This window comes from Streptomyces javensis, assembly GCF_039525925.1.
Taxonomy (GTDB): domain Bacteria; phylum Actinomycetota; class Actinomycetes; order Streptomycetales; family Streptomycetaceae; genus Streptomyces; species Streptomyces asiaticus.
The window spans coordinates 1-15,277 of sequence record NZ_BAAAIF010000080.1; the positions used below are offsets into that span (position 1 = coordinate 1).

Below are 15,277 nucleotides of genomic sequence, written 5' to 3' on the forward strand. Positions count from 1 at the left end.
ACGGTCGTATCTCGGTGGCGGCGGTCAACGGTCCGGGCTCGATCGTGGTGTCCGGTGACCCGGAGGCGCTGCGTGAGCTCCAGGCGGAGTGCGAGGCGGAGGAGGTACGGGCGAAGCTGATCCCGGTGGACTACGCCTCCCACTCGGCCCATGTCGAGGAGTTGCGCGATGAACTCCTCGACGTCCTGGCCCCGATCCGCCCGCGCCGCGCCGAGGTGCCGTTCTGCTCGACCGTCACCGGCGACACCGTCGACACCACCGGGCTCGATGCCGGGTACTGGTACACCAATCTGCGGGAGACGGTTGAGCTGGAGTCGGCGGTGCGGGCCCTGTCGGCCGCTGGGTTCGGCACGTTCCTGGAGATGTCGCCGCATCCGGTGCTGACGATGCCGCTCCAGGCGACCGCCGAGGACGCCGTGGTCGTGGGGTCGCTGCGGCGTGATGAGGGTGGTCCGGAGCGGTTCCTGGCCTCGCTGGGCGAGGCGTTCGTCCGTGGTGTCGCCGTCGACTGGGCCGCGGTGTTCGCCGGGCTGGGCGCGTCCGTGGTGGAGCTGCCCACGTACGCCTTCCAGCGGCAGCGCTACTGGCTCGAAGGCTCCTCCGCACCCGCCGAGGGCACGGCGGTGGACGCGGACTTCTGGGACGCCGTGGAGCGCGAGGACCTGGCCGCGCTGACCGCCGCGCTGGAGGTGGACGCCGAGGAGTCGTCCCTGGCCATGGTGGTTCCGGCGCTGGCCGCATGGCGCCGGGCGCGCCGTGAGCGGTCCGTGCTCGACTCCTGGCGCTACCACGTCACCTGGAAGCCTCTGGGCGACGCCCTCACCTCAGCCCACGACCGGTCGTCGGCCGGTGCCACGTGGCTGATCGCCGCGCCCGCCGGAGCGCCGGAGGGCCCGCAGGTCGCGGAGGCGCTGCGGGAACGCGGTGCCCAGGTGCGGCTGGTGGAGCTGACCGAGGCGGATGCCGTACGCGAGGCGCTCGCCCGCGGGCTCGGCGAGGCCACGGCGGACACGCAACCGACGGCGGTGCTCTCGCTCCTCGCGCTCGTCGAGGACCCGTACCGCGCGGGCGCCGCGCAACCGCTCGGCCTGGCCCTCAACCTCGCCCTGCTCCAGGCGCTCGGCGACACCGGGGCCGACGTCCCGGTGTGGTATGCAACGCGCGGGGCGGTCTCCGTGGGCCGCGCGGACGCGCTCGACCATCCGTTGCAGGCGCTCAGCTGGGGTCTGGGCCGGATCGCGGCCGTGGAGTACCCGCGGCGCCGGGGCGGTCTGGTGGATCTGCCCGGCACCCTCGACGACCGCGCCGTGGCACGGCTGTGCGGTGTGCTCGCGGGCCGGCTGCCCGACGAGGACCAGGTCGCGGTGCGCGCCTCGGGGGTCCATGGGCGCAGGCTGGTCAGGGCCTCGGCGGCACCGGCCGACGCCACCGCGCCGTGGCGGCCGCGCGGCACCGTGCTGGTCACCGGCGGCACCGGCGCCCTGGGCGCCCATGTGGCGCGCTGGCTGGCCCGGGGCGGCGCCGAACACCTGGTGCTCACCAGCCGCCGGGGCCCCGACGCCCCCGGAGCGGCCGAACTCGCCGACGAGATAAGGGGGTCGGGGGCCCGGGTGACCGTGGCCGCGTGCGACGCCGCCGACCGCGACGCGCTCGCCGGACTCCTCGCCACGCTGGACGCGGACGAGGCACCGCTCGACGCGGTCGTCCACACCGCGGGCGTCCTGGACGACGGGGTGCTCGACACCCTCACCCCCGAACGCGCCGACGGGGTGCTGCGCCCGAAGGTGGACGCGGCGCTGCATCTGCACGAGCTCACCCGCGACCGCGAGCTGTCCGCCTTCGTGCTCTTCTCCTCCTTCGCGGGCACGCTCGGCGGCCCCGGCCAGGGCAGCTACGCGGCCGCCAACGCCTTCCTCGACGCGCTCGCACACGCCCGCCGCGCCCAGGGCCTCCCCGCCACCTCCGTGGCCTGGGGCGCGTGGTCCGGCGGCGGGCTGGTGGACGAGGCCGTCCAGGCGCGGCTGCGCGCCACCGGTATGCCCGCGATGGCGCCCGACCTGGCGATCGCCGCCCTCCAGCGCGCACTGGACGTGGCCGACACCCATGTGGCCGTGGCCGATGTCGAGTGGGACCGGCTCATCGCCGCCACCCCCTCCCTGGACGGGGCCGCCGTGCTCGGCGAGCTCCCCGACGCCCGGCGGGCGGAGGCGGCGGCCGCCACCACGGGCGAGGAGGACACCCCGCTGGCCCAGCGGCTGGCCGGGCTGTCGCCGCAGGAGGCCGAGGAGGCGCTGGCCGACCTCGTCAGCACCGAAGTGGCCGCCGCGCTCGGCTACGCGGACACCGCGGCGGTCGAGGCCGGGCGCGCCTTCCGCGAGCTGGGCTTCGACTCGCTGACCGCCGTCGACCTGCGCAACCGGCTGAACGCGGCCACCGGGCTGCGGCTGCCGGTCACCCTCGTCTTCGACTACCCGACCGTCACCGCGCTGGCCCGCTTCCTGCTGGCCGAGAGCGGCGCCGGCGACACCGCGGCCACCGCCCCGGCGGGGCCGGTGGCCGCCACCGCCGCGGTGGACGACGACCCGATCGCCATCGTGGCCATGAGCTGCCGCCTCCCCGGCGGGGTGACCACCCCCGAGGAGCTGTGGCGGCTGCTGATGGACGGCCGGGACGCCATCTCGGACTTCCCCGCCGACCGGGGCTGGGACATCGAGGGCCACTACGACCCCGACCCCGACAAGCCGGGCACGTTCTACGCCACCGGCGGTGGCTTCCTCCACCAGGCCGACCACTTCGACCCCGAGTTCTTCGGGATCTCACCGCGCGAGGCGCTCGCCATCGACCCCCAGCAGCGGCTGCTGCTGGAGACCAGCTGGGAGACGTTCGAGCGGGCCGGGATCGACCCGGCCTCGGTGAAGGGCACCCAGGCCGGGGTCTTCATCGGCGCCAGCTACAACGACTACGGCTCGCGCTTCACCCGCGCTCCCGAGGAGTTCGAGGGCTATCTGGCCACCGGCAGCGCAAGCAGCGTGGCGTCCGGGCGCATCTCGTACACCTTCGGTCTCGAAGGGCCCGCGGTCACCGTGGACACCGCCTGCTCGTCCTCGCTGGTCGCCCTCCACCAGGCCGCCCAGGCGCTGCGCCAGGGGGAGTGCTCGCTGGCGCTCGCGGGCGGTGTCGTGGTGATGTCCACGCTGGACACCTTCATCGAGTTCAGCAGGCAGCGGGCCATGGCCCCCGACGGCCGCTGCAAGGCGTTCTCGGCGGCCGCCGACGGCGCCGGATGGGCCGAGGGCGTCGGCATGCTGCTGCTGGAGCGGCTCTCCGACGCGCGGCGGAACGGCCATGAGGTGCTGGCGCTGGTGCGTGGCTCGGCCGTCAACCAGGACGGCGCCTCCAACGGACTCACCGCCCCCAACGGCCCCTCCCAGCAGCGGGTGATCCGCCAGGCGCTGGCCGGTGCGGGCCTGTCCGCCGCCGATGTGGACGCGGTCGAGACCCATGGCACCGGCACCCGGCTCGGCGACCCCATCGAGGCGCAGGCCCTGATGGCCACCTACGGCCAGGGGCGGGACGCCGACCGGCCGCTGTGGCTGGGCGCGCTGAAGTCCAACATCGGCCACACCCAGGCCGCTTCGGGCGTCGCGGGTGTCATCAAGATGGTGCTGGCGCTGCGCCACGGAGTGCTGCCGAAGACCCTCCACGCCGATGAGCGCTCGCCCGACGTGGACTGGTCGGCCGGTGCGGTGGAGCTGCTGACCGAGGCCCGGGAGTGGCCCGAGACGGGACGGCCGCGGCGTGCGGGCGTGTCCGCCTTCGGCGTCAGCGGCACGAACGTCCATGTGGTGCTGGAGCAGGGCCCCGAGGACACGGCGCCGGTGGCCGAGTGGACGGTCGACTCGGACGTGGTGCCGTGGGTGCTCTCCGCGCGCGGCGAGGCGGCGCTGCGGGCGCAGGCCGGACGGCTGCGCGCCCATCTGGAGGAGCGGCCCGAGCTGCGCCCGGTGGACGTCGGCTACGCGCTGGCGACGGGCCGCTCGGCCTTCGGCCACCGCGCCGTGGTCGTCGGCGCCGAGCGGGAGGAACTGCTGCGGGGCCTCGCGGAACTGGCCTCGGGGACGGCGCGGGAGACGGTGGCGGACACCGCCGGGAAGACCGCCTTCCTGTTCACCGGGCAGGGCGCCCAACGGATCGGTATGGGACGGGAGTTGTACTCCGCGTTCCCGGTGTTCGCGGCGGCGTTCGACGCGGTGTGCGCCGAGCTGGACCGCCATCTGGACGGCTCGGTGCGGGAGGTGGTGTTCGGCGAGGACGCGGAACCGCTGAACCGGACCGTGTTCACCCAGACCGCGCTGTTCGCCCTCGAAGTGGCGCTGTACCGGCTGGTGGAGTCCTGGGGGCTGCGCCCGGACTTCCTGGTCGGCCACTCGGTGGGCGAGCTGGCGGCCGCCCATGTGGCCGGGGTGTTCTCGCTGGAGGACGCGTGTGCCCTGGTGGCGGCCCGGGGCCGGCTGATGCAGGCGCTGCCGGAGGGCGGTGCGATGGTGTCGCTCCAGGCGGCCGAGGCCGATGTGCTGCCGCATCTCGAAGGCCACGAGGACCTGGTGAGCGTGGCGGCGGTCAACGGGCCGCGGGCGACCGTCATCTCCGGTGACGAGGACACCGTCCTGCGGATCGCGGAGGCGACCGGGGCCAAGAGCAAGCGGCTCACGGTGTCCCACGCCTTCCACTCGCCGCTGATGGACGCCATGCTCGCCGAGTTCGGCACGGTGGCCGCCGGGATCGGCTACTCCGCGCCGCGCATCGCGGTGGTCTCCAACGTCACCGGTGAGGCGGCGGGCGAGGAGCTGTGCTCGCCCGAGTACTGGGTGCGCCACGTCCGCCGTGCGGTGCGCTTCGGGGACGGCATCCGCTTCCTCGCCGAGCGGAATGTGACCCGCTTCGTGGAGATCGGCCCGGCCGGTGTGCTCTCCGCCATGGGCCAGGAGTGCCTGGCCGAGACCGACGCCGAGACCGACGCCGACATCGACGCCGAGACCGGCGTTGACACCGAGGCCGCGTTCGTCCCGCTGCTGCGCAAGGACCGCGGCGAGGCCGAGTCGCTGCTGGCCGGGGTGGGCCGGGTGCACGCCCACGGCGGCGCGGTGGACTGGGAGCAGGTGTTCGCGGGCCGTGGCGCCCGCCGGGTGGAGCTGCCCACGTACGCCTTCCAGCGGCAGCGCTACTGGCTGGACGCGCCCGCCACCGTGGGCGATGTGGCCTCGGCCGGCCTCGGCGCCGCCGGGCATCCGCTGCTGGGCGCGGCCGTCGAACTCGCCGACAGCGACGGCCTGGTGCTCACCGGACGGCTGTCCACCCGCGGCCAGCCCTGGCTGGCCGATCACGCGGTCTCCGGTGTGGTCCTCTTCCCGGGCACCGCCTTCCTGGAGCTCGCCGTCCAGGCCGGTGACCGGGTGGGCTGCGACCGGGTAGACGAGCTGACCCTTCAGGCGCCGCTGATCCTCCCCGAGCGCGGTGCCGTCACCCTCCAGCTGGTGGTGGACCCGCCCGAGGAGGACGGCCGCCGCGCCCTGAACGTCTACTCCCGCCCCGAGGACGCGGCCGGTGCGCTGCCGTGGACCCGGCACGCCACGGGTGTGCTGGCGGCCGGTGCCGCCGAGGGCTCGTACGACCTGGGCGGGGCGTGGCCGCCGCCGGGTGCCGAGCCGATCGAGGTCGAGGACCTGTACGAGCGGTTCGCGGCGGGCGGCTTCGGCTACGGCCCGTCGTTCCAGGGGCTGCGCGCGGCCTGGCTGCGCGGCGACGAGGTGTTCGCCGAGGTACGGCTGGCGCAGGAGCAGCAGTCCGCCGCCACCGCCTACGGACTGCACCCCGCCCTGCTGGACGCCGCGCTGCACACCATCGCGCTCGGCCCGATGCTCCGGGCGGGCGAGGGCAGGTTGCCGTTCTCCTGGACCGGGGTGACGCTGCACGCCTCCGGGGCCGGTGAGGTACGGGTGCGGCTCACGCCGAGCGGCACCGACACGGTGGCCCTGACCGTGGCGGACACCATCGGACGGCCGGTGGCCACCGTCGAATCCCTGGTGCTGCGCAAGCGGCCCGAACGGCTCGGCGACGCCGCCACCGGCGGCGAGTCGCTCTACCGGCTCGACTGGGTGGCCGCCGACATCTCGGCGGCGACGCCCGAACAGCCCTCCGGACACTGGGCCCTGCTCGGCGACGACGACTTCAAGCTGGTCGGACTCGATGTGCGCACATACCCCAACCTGGAGGCGCTGCCCGCCGACCCGGCCGCCGTGCCCGCCACCGTGCTGGTGCCCTGCGCACCGGAGCCCGAGGGCGTGGCCGACGCCGTACGGGCCGCGACCCACCGGGCGCTGACGCTGCTCCGGGCCTGGCTGACCGAGGACCGGTTCGCCGACTCCCGCCTGGTGTTCATCACCCGGGGCGCGGTGGCCACCACGCCCGGCGCGGACGTACCCGATCTGGCGCACGCCGCCGTCTGGGGCCTGGTGCGCTCCGCGCAGTCGGAGAACCCCGGCCGGTTCGTGCTCGTCGACCTCGACGAGCAGGAGGAGTCGGCGCTCGCCCTGCCGACCGCGCTCGCCCTGGACGAGCCCCAACTCGCCGTGCGCCAGGGCGACATCACGGTGGCCAGGCTCGCCACCACCCCTGTTCCCGACACCGCCCCGCCCGCCTGGGACCCCGAGGGCACGGTTTTGGTCACCGGGGCCACCGGCACCATCGGCGGGGTCATCGCCCGCCATCTGGTGACCGAGGGCGGAGTGCGGCATCTGCTGCTCACGAGCCGCCGTGGCCCGGACGCCGAGGGCGCGGCCGAACTCCACGCGGAGCTGGCGGAGTCGGGCGCCCGGGTCACCCTCGCCGCCTGCGATGTGGCCGACCGGGACGCGCTGGCCGCGCTGCTGGCCACCGTCCCCGCCGCACATCCGCTGACGGCCGTCGTGCACACGGCGGGCGTCCTGGACGACGGCGTGGTCTCCTCGCTCACCCCCGAGCGGCTGGACACAGTGCTGCGGCCCAAGGTGGACGCCGCGCTCACCCTGCACGAGCTGACCCGCGACCTGGACCTGTCCGCGCTCGTCCTCTTCTCCTCCATCGCGGGCACCTTCGGCGGGATGGGCCAGGGCAACTACGCGGCGGCCAACGCCTTCCTCGACGCCTTCGCCCAGCACTGCCGCGCCCAGGGGCGGCCCGTGCAGTCACACGCGTGGGGGCTGTGGGCCCAGCGCAGCGAGATGACCGGCAAGCTGGCGGGGGCCGATCTGAACCGGCTGGCGCGCGGTGGCATCGTCCCGTTCTCCTCGGCGGACGGCGCCGGGCTCTTCGACGCCGCACGCGCCGTGGACGCCGCCGTCGTGCTGCCGATGCGGCTGGACACCGCGGGGCTCGGAGCCGGGTCCGGTGAGGTACCGGCGCTGCTGCGCGGGCTGGTGAGGGCCGCGCCCGCCAGCAGGCCCGCCCGGCGGACCGCCGCCGGAGCCGGGGCCGCGCCCGCGCGGCCCGAAGGGCTCAAGCAGCATCTGACGAGCCTGCCGGAGGCCGAGCGCGGCCGGTTCCTGCTGGACCTGGTCCGCACGACCGTGGCCGGGGTGCTGGGCTTCGAGTCGGTGGCGGCGGTCGAGGCGGAGCGCGGTCTGCTGGACCTCGGCTTCGACTCGCTCACCGCCGTCGAGCTCCGCAATCAACTCGGCAAGGCCACCGGCCGGCGTCTGCCGGTGACCCTGCTCTTCGACTACCCCACGTCCACCGCGATCGCCGCGTACCTGGAGGCGGAGATCGCCCCGGAGGCATTCACCGCCGCGTCGATGGCCTTCCCCGAACTCGACGCCCTGGAAGGCAACCTGGCCAAGGTCGCCGCCGACGACGAGGCGCGCACCACGCTCGCCTCGCGCCTCCAGGACCTGCTGGTACGGCTCGGCCAGGGCCCGGAGGACGCGGAGGACGCGGTCGCCGGCCGCATCGACGCCGCCTCGGACGACGAGATCTTCGACTTCATCGAGAACGAACTCGGCCTGTAGTGCACGGAGTTGGAATTCAAAGAGATGGGCGGTAAACGGTGAGCGAGGCAAAGCTCCGCGACTACCTCAAGCGAGTGACCACGGATCTGCACCGCACTCGCCAGCGCCTCCAGGAGGCCGAGGCAAAGGACCACGAGCCCATCGCCATCGTCGGGATGGCCTGCCGCTATCCCGGTGGCGTGGCCTCGCCGGAGGACCTGTGGGAGCTGGTGGCGAACGGCCGTGACGCGGTCACCGAGTTCCCCGCCGACCGGGGCTGGGACCTGGAGGCCCTCTACGACCCGGACCCGGACAAGCCGGGGACGAGCTATGCGCGCGAAGGCGGCTTCGTCACCGACGCCGACCACTTCGACCCCGCGTTCTTCGGCATCTCCCCGCGCGAGGCGCTCGCCATGGACCCGCAGCAGCGGCTGCTGCTGGAGACCGCGTGGGAGGCCATGGAGCGGGCCGGGGTCGACCCGGCCACGCTGCGCGGCAGCCGCACCGGCGTCTTCGCGGGCGTGATGTACCAGGACTACGCGACCCGGCTGCGCCAGGTGCCCGACGATGTCGAGGGGTACGTGGGCAGCGGTGGCTCCGGCAGCATCGCCTCCGGCCGTATCGCCTACACCTTCGGTCTCGAAGGGCCCGCGGTCACCGTGGACACCGCCTGCTCGTCCTCGCTGGTGGCCCTGCACCTCGCCGCCCAGGCGCTGCGCAGGCGGGAGTGCTCCCTGGCCCTGGTCGGCGGGTCGATGGTGATGTCCACACCGGTGGCGTTCGTGGACTTCAGCCGTCAGCGCGGGCTCGCCTCCGACGGCCGCTGCAAGGCGTTCGGCGCCTCCGCGGACGGCACCGGCTGGGGCGAGGGCGTGGGCATGCTGCTCGTGGAGCGGCTGTCGGACGCTCGGCGCAACGGCCACCGGGTGCTCGCGGTCGTCACGGGCTCCGCCACCAACCAGGACGGCGCCAGCAGCGGGCTGACCGCCCCCAACGGCCCGTCCCAGCAGCGCGTCATCCGGCAGGCGCTGGCCGACGCCGGGCTCACCGCGGCCGATGTGGACGCGGTCGAGGCACACGGCACCGGCACCCCGCTCGGCGACCCCATCGAGGCGGGCGCGCTGCTCGCCACCTACGGCCAGGACCGCCCCGAGGACCGGCCGCTGTGGCTCGGCTCGCTGAAGTCCAACATCGGCCACACCCAGGCCGCCGCGGGCGTCGGCGGGGTCATCAAGACGGTGCTGGCGCTGCGCCACGGCGTGCTGCCCAAGACCCTGCACGCCGAGGAGCCCACGCCCAACGTGGACTGGGAGTCGGGCGCGGTGCGGCTGCTGGCCGAGGCCCGGCCGTGGCCCGAGCCGGAGGCCGAACGACCGCGCCGCGCCGCCGTGTCCGCCTTCGGCTTCAGCGGCACCAACGCGCATGTGATCCTGGAGCAGGCCCCCGCCGAGGAGACCGCGGAGGAGGCGGAGGAGGCCGCCGGGGGGACACCCGCCGACGGGACGCCCGCGGACACATCGCCCGCCACAACGCCCCGCACCGCGCCCGCCGCAACGCCCCGCACCGCGCCCGCCACAACGCCCGCCACCGCGCCCGCCGCCGTGTCCGACCTGGTGCCGTGGCCGCTGTCGGGGCGGACCGAGGAGGCCCTGCGGGCCCAGGCCGCGCGGCTGCGGTCCTACCTGGCGGGCGCGCCCGGGCCGTCCCCCGTGGACATCGGCTACTCGCTGGCGCTCACCCGCTCCGCCTTCGCCCACCGTGCGGTGGTCGTGGGAGCGAGCCACGCCGAACTGCTCGGCGAACTCGACCAGTTGGCCTCCGGTGCCACTCCCGGCGCGGTGGCGGGTGCGGGCAAGACGGCGTTCCTGTTCACCGGGCAGGGCGCCCAGCGGCTCGGCATGGGACGCGCCCTGCACACCGCCTTCCCGGTCTTCGCCGCCGCGTTCGACACCGTCTGCGCCGAGCTCGATCGTCACCTGGACGGCCATGCCGGGCACGCGGTGCGGGACGTGGTCTTCGGCGCGGACGCCGAACTGCTCGACCGGACCCTCTACACCCAGACCGGTCTCTTCGCCGTCGAGGTGGCGCTGTACCGGCTGCTGGAGTCCTGGGGCGTGACCGCGGACTTCCTGGTCGGCCACTCGGTGGGTGAGCTGGCGGCGGCCCATGTGGCGGGCGTGTTCCCGCTGGAGGACGCGTGTGCGCTGGTGGCGGCCCGGGGCCGGCTGATGGACGCGCTGCCCGCCGGAGGCGCGATGGTGTCGCTCCAGACCGGCGAGGCCGAGGTGCTGCCCCATCTGGCGGGCGAGGAGGGCCAGGTGTCCCTGGGCGCGGTCAACGGCCCGGCCGCCACCGTGATCTCCGGCGAGGAGAAGGCCGTCCTGCGGATCGCGGACGCGGTCGGCGTCAAGAACAAGCGGCTGCGGATCGGTCTCGCGGCCCACTCGCCGCTGGTGGACCCCATGCTGGAGGAGTTCGCCAAGATCGCCGGTGAGCTGAGCTACGCCGCTCCCCGGATCGCGGTGGTGTCCAATGTGACCGGCGACGCGGTCGCCGAGGAGCTGTGCTCGCCCGAGTACTGGGTGCGCCATGTGCGGCAGCCGGTGCGGTTCCAGGACGGGATGCGGTTCCTCGAGGACCAGGGCGTGACCCGCTATGTGGAGGTGGGCCCGTCCGGTGTGCTGTCCGTGATGGGGCAGGAGTGCGTCGCCGACCCCGACGCCGCCGCGTTCGTCCCGCTGCTGCGCAAGGACCGCGGCGAGGCCGAGTCGCTGCTGGCCGGGGTGGGCCGGGTACACGCCCACGGCGGCGCGGTGGACTGGGAGAAGGTGTTCGCGGGCCGCGGCGCCCAGCGGGTGGAACTGCCCACGTACGCCTTCCAGCGGCAGCGCTACTGGCTCGACGGCTCGGACCGGGCGGGCGATGTGACCTCGGCGGGTCTTGGCTCGGCCGGGCATCCGCTGCTGGGCGCGGCCGTCGAACTCGCCGACAGCGACGGCCTGGTGCTCACCGGACGGCTGTCCCTGGCCGCCCAGCCCTGGCTGGCCGACCACGCCGTTTCCGGCACGGTCCTCTTCCCCGGCACCGCGTTCCTCGAGCTCGCGATCCAGGCCGGTGACCAGGTCGGCTGCGACCAGGTCGAGGAGCTGACCCTCCAGGCGCCGCTGATCCTCCCCGCGCGTGGCGCGCTCACCCTCCGGGTGACCGTCGGCGAACCCGACGAGGGTGGACGGCGCCCGCTGAACGTCCACACCCGCCCCGAGGGAGCCGGGTTCGGCGAGCCGTGGACCCCGCACGCCACCGGCACGCTCACCACCGCCACCCCGGATGCCCCCGCCGAGCTCACGGCGTGGCCCCCGCCGGACGCCACCGAACTCGACGTCAGCGACATGTACGAGCGGTACGCGGCGGGTGGCTTCGGCTACGGCCCGGCCTTCCGGGGCCTGCGCGCCGCCTGGCTGCGCGGCGACGAGGTGTTCGCCGAGGTGCGGCTGGCCCAGGAGCAGCGGCCGGCCGCCGCCGGGTACGGAATCCACCCGGCCCTGCTCGACGCCTCCCTGCACGGCATCGCGCTCGGCACCCTCTTCGCCGGGGAGGACCCCGAGACGGCGCAGGGGCGGTTGCCGTTCTCCTGGACCGGGGTGTCGCTGCACGCCGCCGGGGCCGACGAGGTGCGGGTGCGGATCTCCCCGGCCGGGGAGGACACCGTGGCGCTCGCGGTGGCCGACCCCACCGGCCGCCCGGTGGCCACGGTCGAGGGCCTGCTGCTGCGGAAGATGACCGGCGATCAGCTCAGCGGTGCCCGCGCCGCGAGCAGCGAGTCGCTGTTCCAGCTCGACTGGCCCGCGCTCGCGGGTTCCGACCAGCCCACCCCGCTGACCCGGGCCGCGCTGGTCGGCGACGACGGGCTGGGGATGACGGAGAGCCTCTTCGCCGCCGGGGTCCACCTGGAGTCGTATGTGGACCTGGAGTCGCTGGGCGCGGCCGTCGACGCCGGTACGGCCGCCCCCGCGGCGGTCCTGGTGTCCTGCGCCGCCGGACCCGGCGCACCGGCCGACGCGGTGCGGGACTCCCTGCGCACCGCCCTTGAGCTGGCCCGGAACTGGTCGGCCGATGAGCGGTTCGCCGACTCCCGGCTGGTGTTCGTCACCCGCGGCGCGGTGGCCACCGCGCCCGGCGCGGAGGTCACCGACCTGCCGGGCGCCGCCGTCTGGGGGCTGGTGCGCTCGGCGCAGTCGGAGAACCCCGACCGGTTCACCCTCGTCGACCTCGACGAGCACGAGGAGTCCCTACGGGCCCTCCCGGCGGTCCTCCCCTCCGGGGAGCCGCAGCTAGCGCTGCGCGCCGGACAGCCGCACACCCCGCGGCTCGCCCGCGCCCAGGGCGCCACCGGCGCCACCCGTCCGCTGGACCCCGAGGGCACCGTGCTGATCACCGGCGCCACCGGGACGCTCGGCGGGCTGCTCGCCCGCCACCTGGTGACCCATCACGGCGTCCGCCATCTGCTGCTGACCAGCCGCCGGGGACCGGCCGCCGAGGGAGCGGGGCGACTGCGCGAGGAGCTGACCGGGCTCGGCGCGACCGTGACCGTGACGGCGTGCGACACCGCCGACCGGGACGCCGTGGCCGCCCTGGTGGCCCAGGTGCCCGCGGACCGTCCGCTCACCGGGGTGTTCCACACCGCCGGGGTGCTGGACGACGGGGTGATCTCCTCGCTCACCCCCGAGCGGCTGGACACCGTGCTGCGGCCCAAGGTCGACGCCGCACTCCACCTCCATGAGGCCACCCGGGAGCTGGACCTGGCCGCGTTCGTGCTCTTCTCCTCGGCCGCCGGTGTGCTCGGCGGCGCGGGCCAGGGCAACTACGCGGCCGCCAACGGCTTCCTCGACGCCTTCGCCCAGGCCCGCCGGGCCCAGGGGCTGCCCGCCCACTCCCTCGCCTGGGGGCTGTGGGCGCGGACCAGCGCGATGACCGGCACGGCGGACACGGCCGGGGCCGCCCGCTCGGGCGTGGCCGCGCTCTCCTCCGAGCAGGGCATGGAACTGCTCGACACCGCCCTCGCCCTGGACACCCCGCTGCTGATCCCGATGCGGGTCGACCTCGCGGCGCTGCGCACGGGCGCCGGTTCCGGTTCGGTGCCGCTGCTGCTGCGCGGACTGGTGCGGACACCGGCGCGCCGGGCGGGCGCGACCACCCGCGGTGGCTCGCCGGGCGGCGGCTCCGCGCTGCGGGAACGGCTCGCCGCGCTGCCCGGGGACGAACAGGACGCCGTGCTGGTGGAGTTGGTGTGCACGCAGGTGGCCACCGTGCTCGGCCATCCGGACCCGTCCGCCATCGGCCCGGCCCATGAGTTCGTGGACTCCGGCTTCGACTCGCTCACCGCGGTCGAGCTGCGCAACCGGCTGAACGCGGCCACCGGGCTGAGGCTGCCCGCCACGCTCGTCTTCGACCACGAGACGCCCACCGATCTGGCCGCCCGGCTCCGCTCCGAACTGGCCGCGGCCCGGCAGTCGGGCCCGGCCGAGCAGACACCCACCGGCGCGGCGCCCGCCGCGGCGGCGGGGGAGTCCACCACGCTGAGCACGCTGTACACCGAGGCGTTCGAGACCGGGAAGTGGAAGGAAATCTTCGACCTGCTGCACGCCACCGCGGCGCTGCGGCCCCGGTTCAGCGGCCCCTCCGAGCTGGCGAAGCTGCCGATGCCGGTCCGGCTCAGCAAGGGCCCGGCCGAGCAGCATCTGTTCTGCTTCTCCTCGTGCCTGGCGGTCGCGGGCATCCACCAGTACGCGCGGTTCGCGGCCTCGCTGCGGGGCCGGCGCGATGTGTCGGCGCTCGCGCTGCCGGGCTTCGGCCGCGGTGAGCCCCTGCCGGAGACGGCGGACGCGGTGGTGGCCGCCCAGGCCGAGGCGGTGGCGAAGGCCGCCGACGGGCAGCCCATCGTGCTCCTGGGCTCCTCGGCGGGCGGCTGGTTCGCCCACGCGGCGGCGGGGCATCTGGAGCGGATGGGCATCCGGCCGACCGCGGTGGTCCTGGTGGACACGTACGTGCCCAAGAGCAGCATCCTCAACCAGTTCGGGCTCTCGCTCATGGACGGGATGACCGAGCGCGAGGGCGTGTTCGTCACCATGGACGACGCCCGGCTGTCGGCCATGGGCTGGTATCTCAACCTCTTCGGCAGCTGGGACCCCGAGCCGATCGAGACCCCGACCCTCCTGGTGCGCGCGCTGGAGCCGCTGTCCACCGGTTCGTTGAAGCTGGAGGAGCTGCCCGACTGGCGGTCCTTCTGGGAGCTGCCGCACGACATCGTCGATGTGCGCGGCAACCACTTCACCATGATGGAGGACCACTCCCTCCCCACCGCCCAGGCCATCGAGGACTGGCTGGAGCGCCTGGGGCGCGACGGCGCCTGACCCGCCCGGACATCCCGTTTCAGGCGCCCTCCCCGCATCAGACAAGGAACGATGACCATGGCGTTGCCCGTCACCGATGAGAGCCTGTGGTTCCGTAGGTTCCATCCGCGCCCGGAGGCCGAGGTCGGTCTGGTCTGCCTGCCGCACGCGGGAGGAGCCGCCAGCTTCTACTTCCCGATCTCCGAGCTGCTGCCGCCGACCGTGGAGGCGCTGGCCGTCCAGTACCCGGGGCGGCAGGACCGCCGCCATGACGCGCCCATCGAGGACATCCACGAGATGGCGCGCGAGATCTACGAGGCGCTGAAGCCGCTCACCGCACACCGGCCGATCGCGCTGTTCGGCCACAGCATGGGCGCGAGCGTCGGGTTCGAGCTGGCCAGACTGCTCGAAGGGGAACTGGGGACCGTGCCCGTGGCGCTCTTCGCCTCGGGCCGGCCCGCGCCCTCACACCACCGCAGCCTCGGCATCCACCGGCGCGACGACGCCGGGCTCATCGCCGAACTCCAGCTGGTCAGCGGAACCGACTCCCGGATCCTCGGCGACGCCGAACTGCTGCGGCTGGCCCTGCCCGCCATCCGCAGCGACTACAAGGCGGCCGAGACCTATGAATACCGGCCCGGCGCCCGGCTGGCCTGCGACATCGTGGGGCTCACCGGTGACAGCGACATCCGCGTCACCGCCCCGGAAGTGGCGGGCTGGCGCGACCACACCTCGGGCTCCTTCCGGCTGGAGGTCTTCTCCGGCGGCCACTTCTACCTGGGTGAGCAGAAGGCGGCGGTGGCCGGAGTCATCACGGACACCCTGCGGGCGGCCACCGCCCGCACCCGACGACCCATCGACTGAGAG

Annotated in this window: 3 protein-coding genes; all 3 read left to right on the forward strand. The window is 74.8% G+C overall.

Annotated elements, in window-relative coordinates:
• The coding region (locus ABD329_RS40930) for an SDR family NAD(P)-dependent oxidoreductase (protein ID WP_344317747.1) at positions 1 to 8,042 on the forward strand (8,042 nt) is incomplete at its 5' end.
• A gap of 38 nt (positions 8,043 to 8,080) precedes the next feature.
• Positions 8,081 to 14,431, forward strand: a complete 6,351-nt coding sequence (locus tag ABD329_RS40935) for a type I polyketide synthase (RefSeq protein ID WP_198277221.1) — start codon at positions 8,081 to 8,083, stop codon at positions 14,429 to 14,431.
• 57 nt (positions 14,432 to 14,488) lie between these two features.
• A complete protein-coding gene (locus tag ABD329_RS40940; protein WP_198277222.1) occupies positions 14,489 to 15,274 on the forward strand; it encodes a thioesterase II family protein in 786 nt (261 codons plus the stop codon).
• Positions 15,275 to 15,277 lie beyond the last annotated feature (3 nt).

Coding starts and splice junctions, on each gene's coding strand:
- ABD329_RS40940 (WP_198277222.1), top strand. CDS start 14,489: ATGGCGTTGCCCGTCACCGATGAGAGCCTGTGGTTCCGTAGGTTCCAT.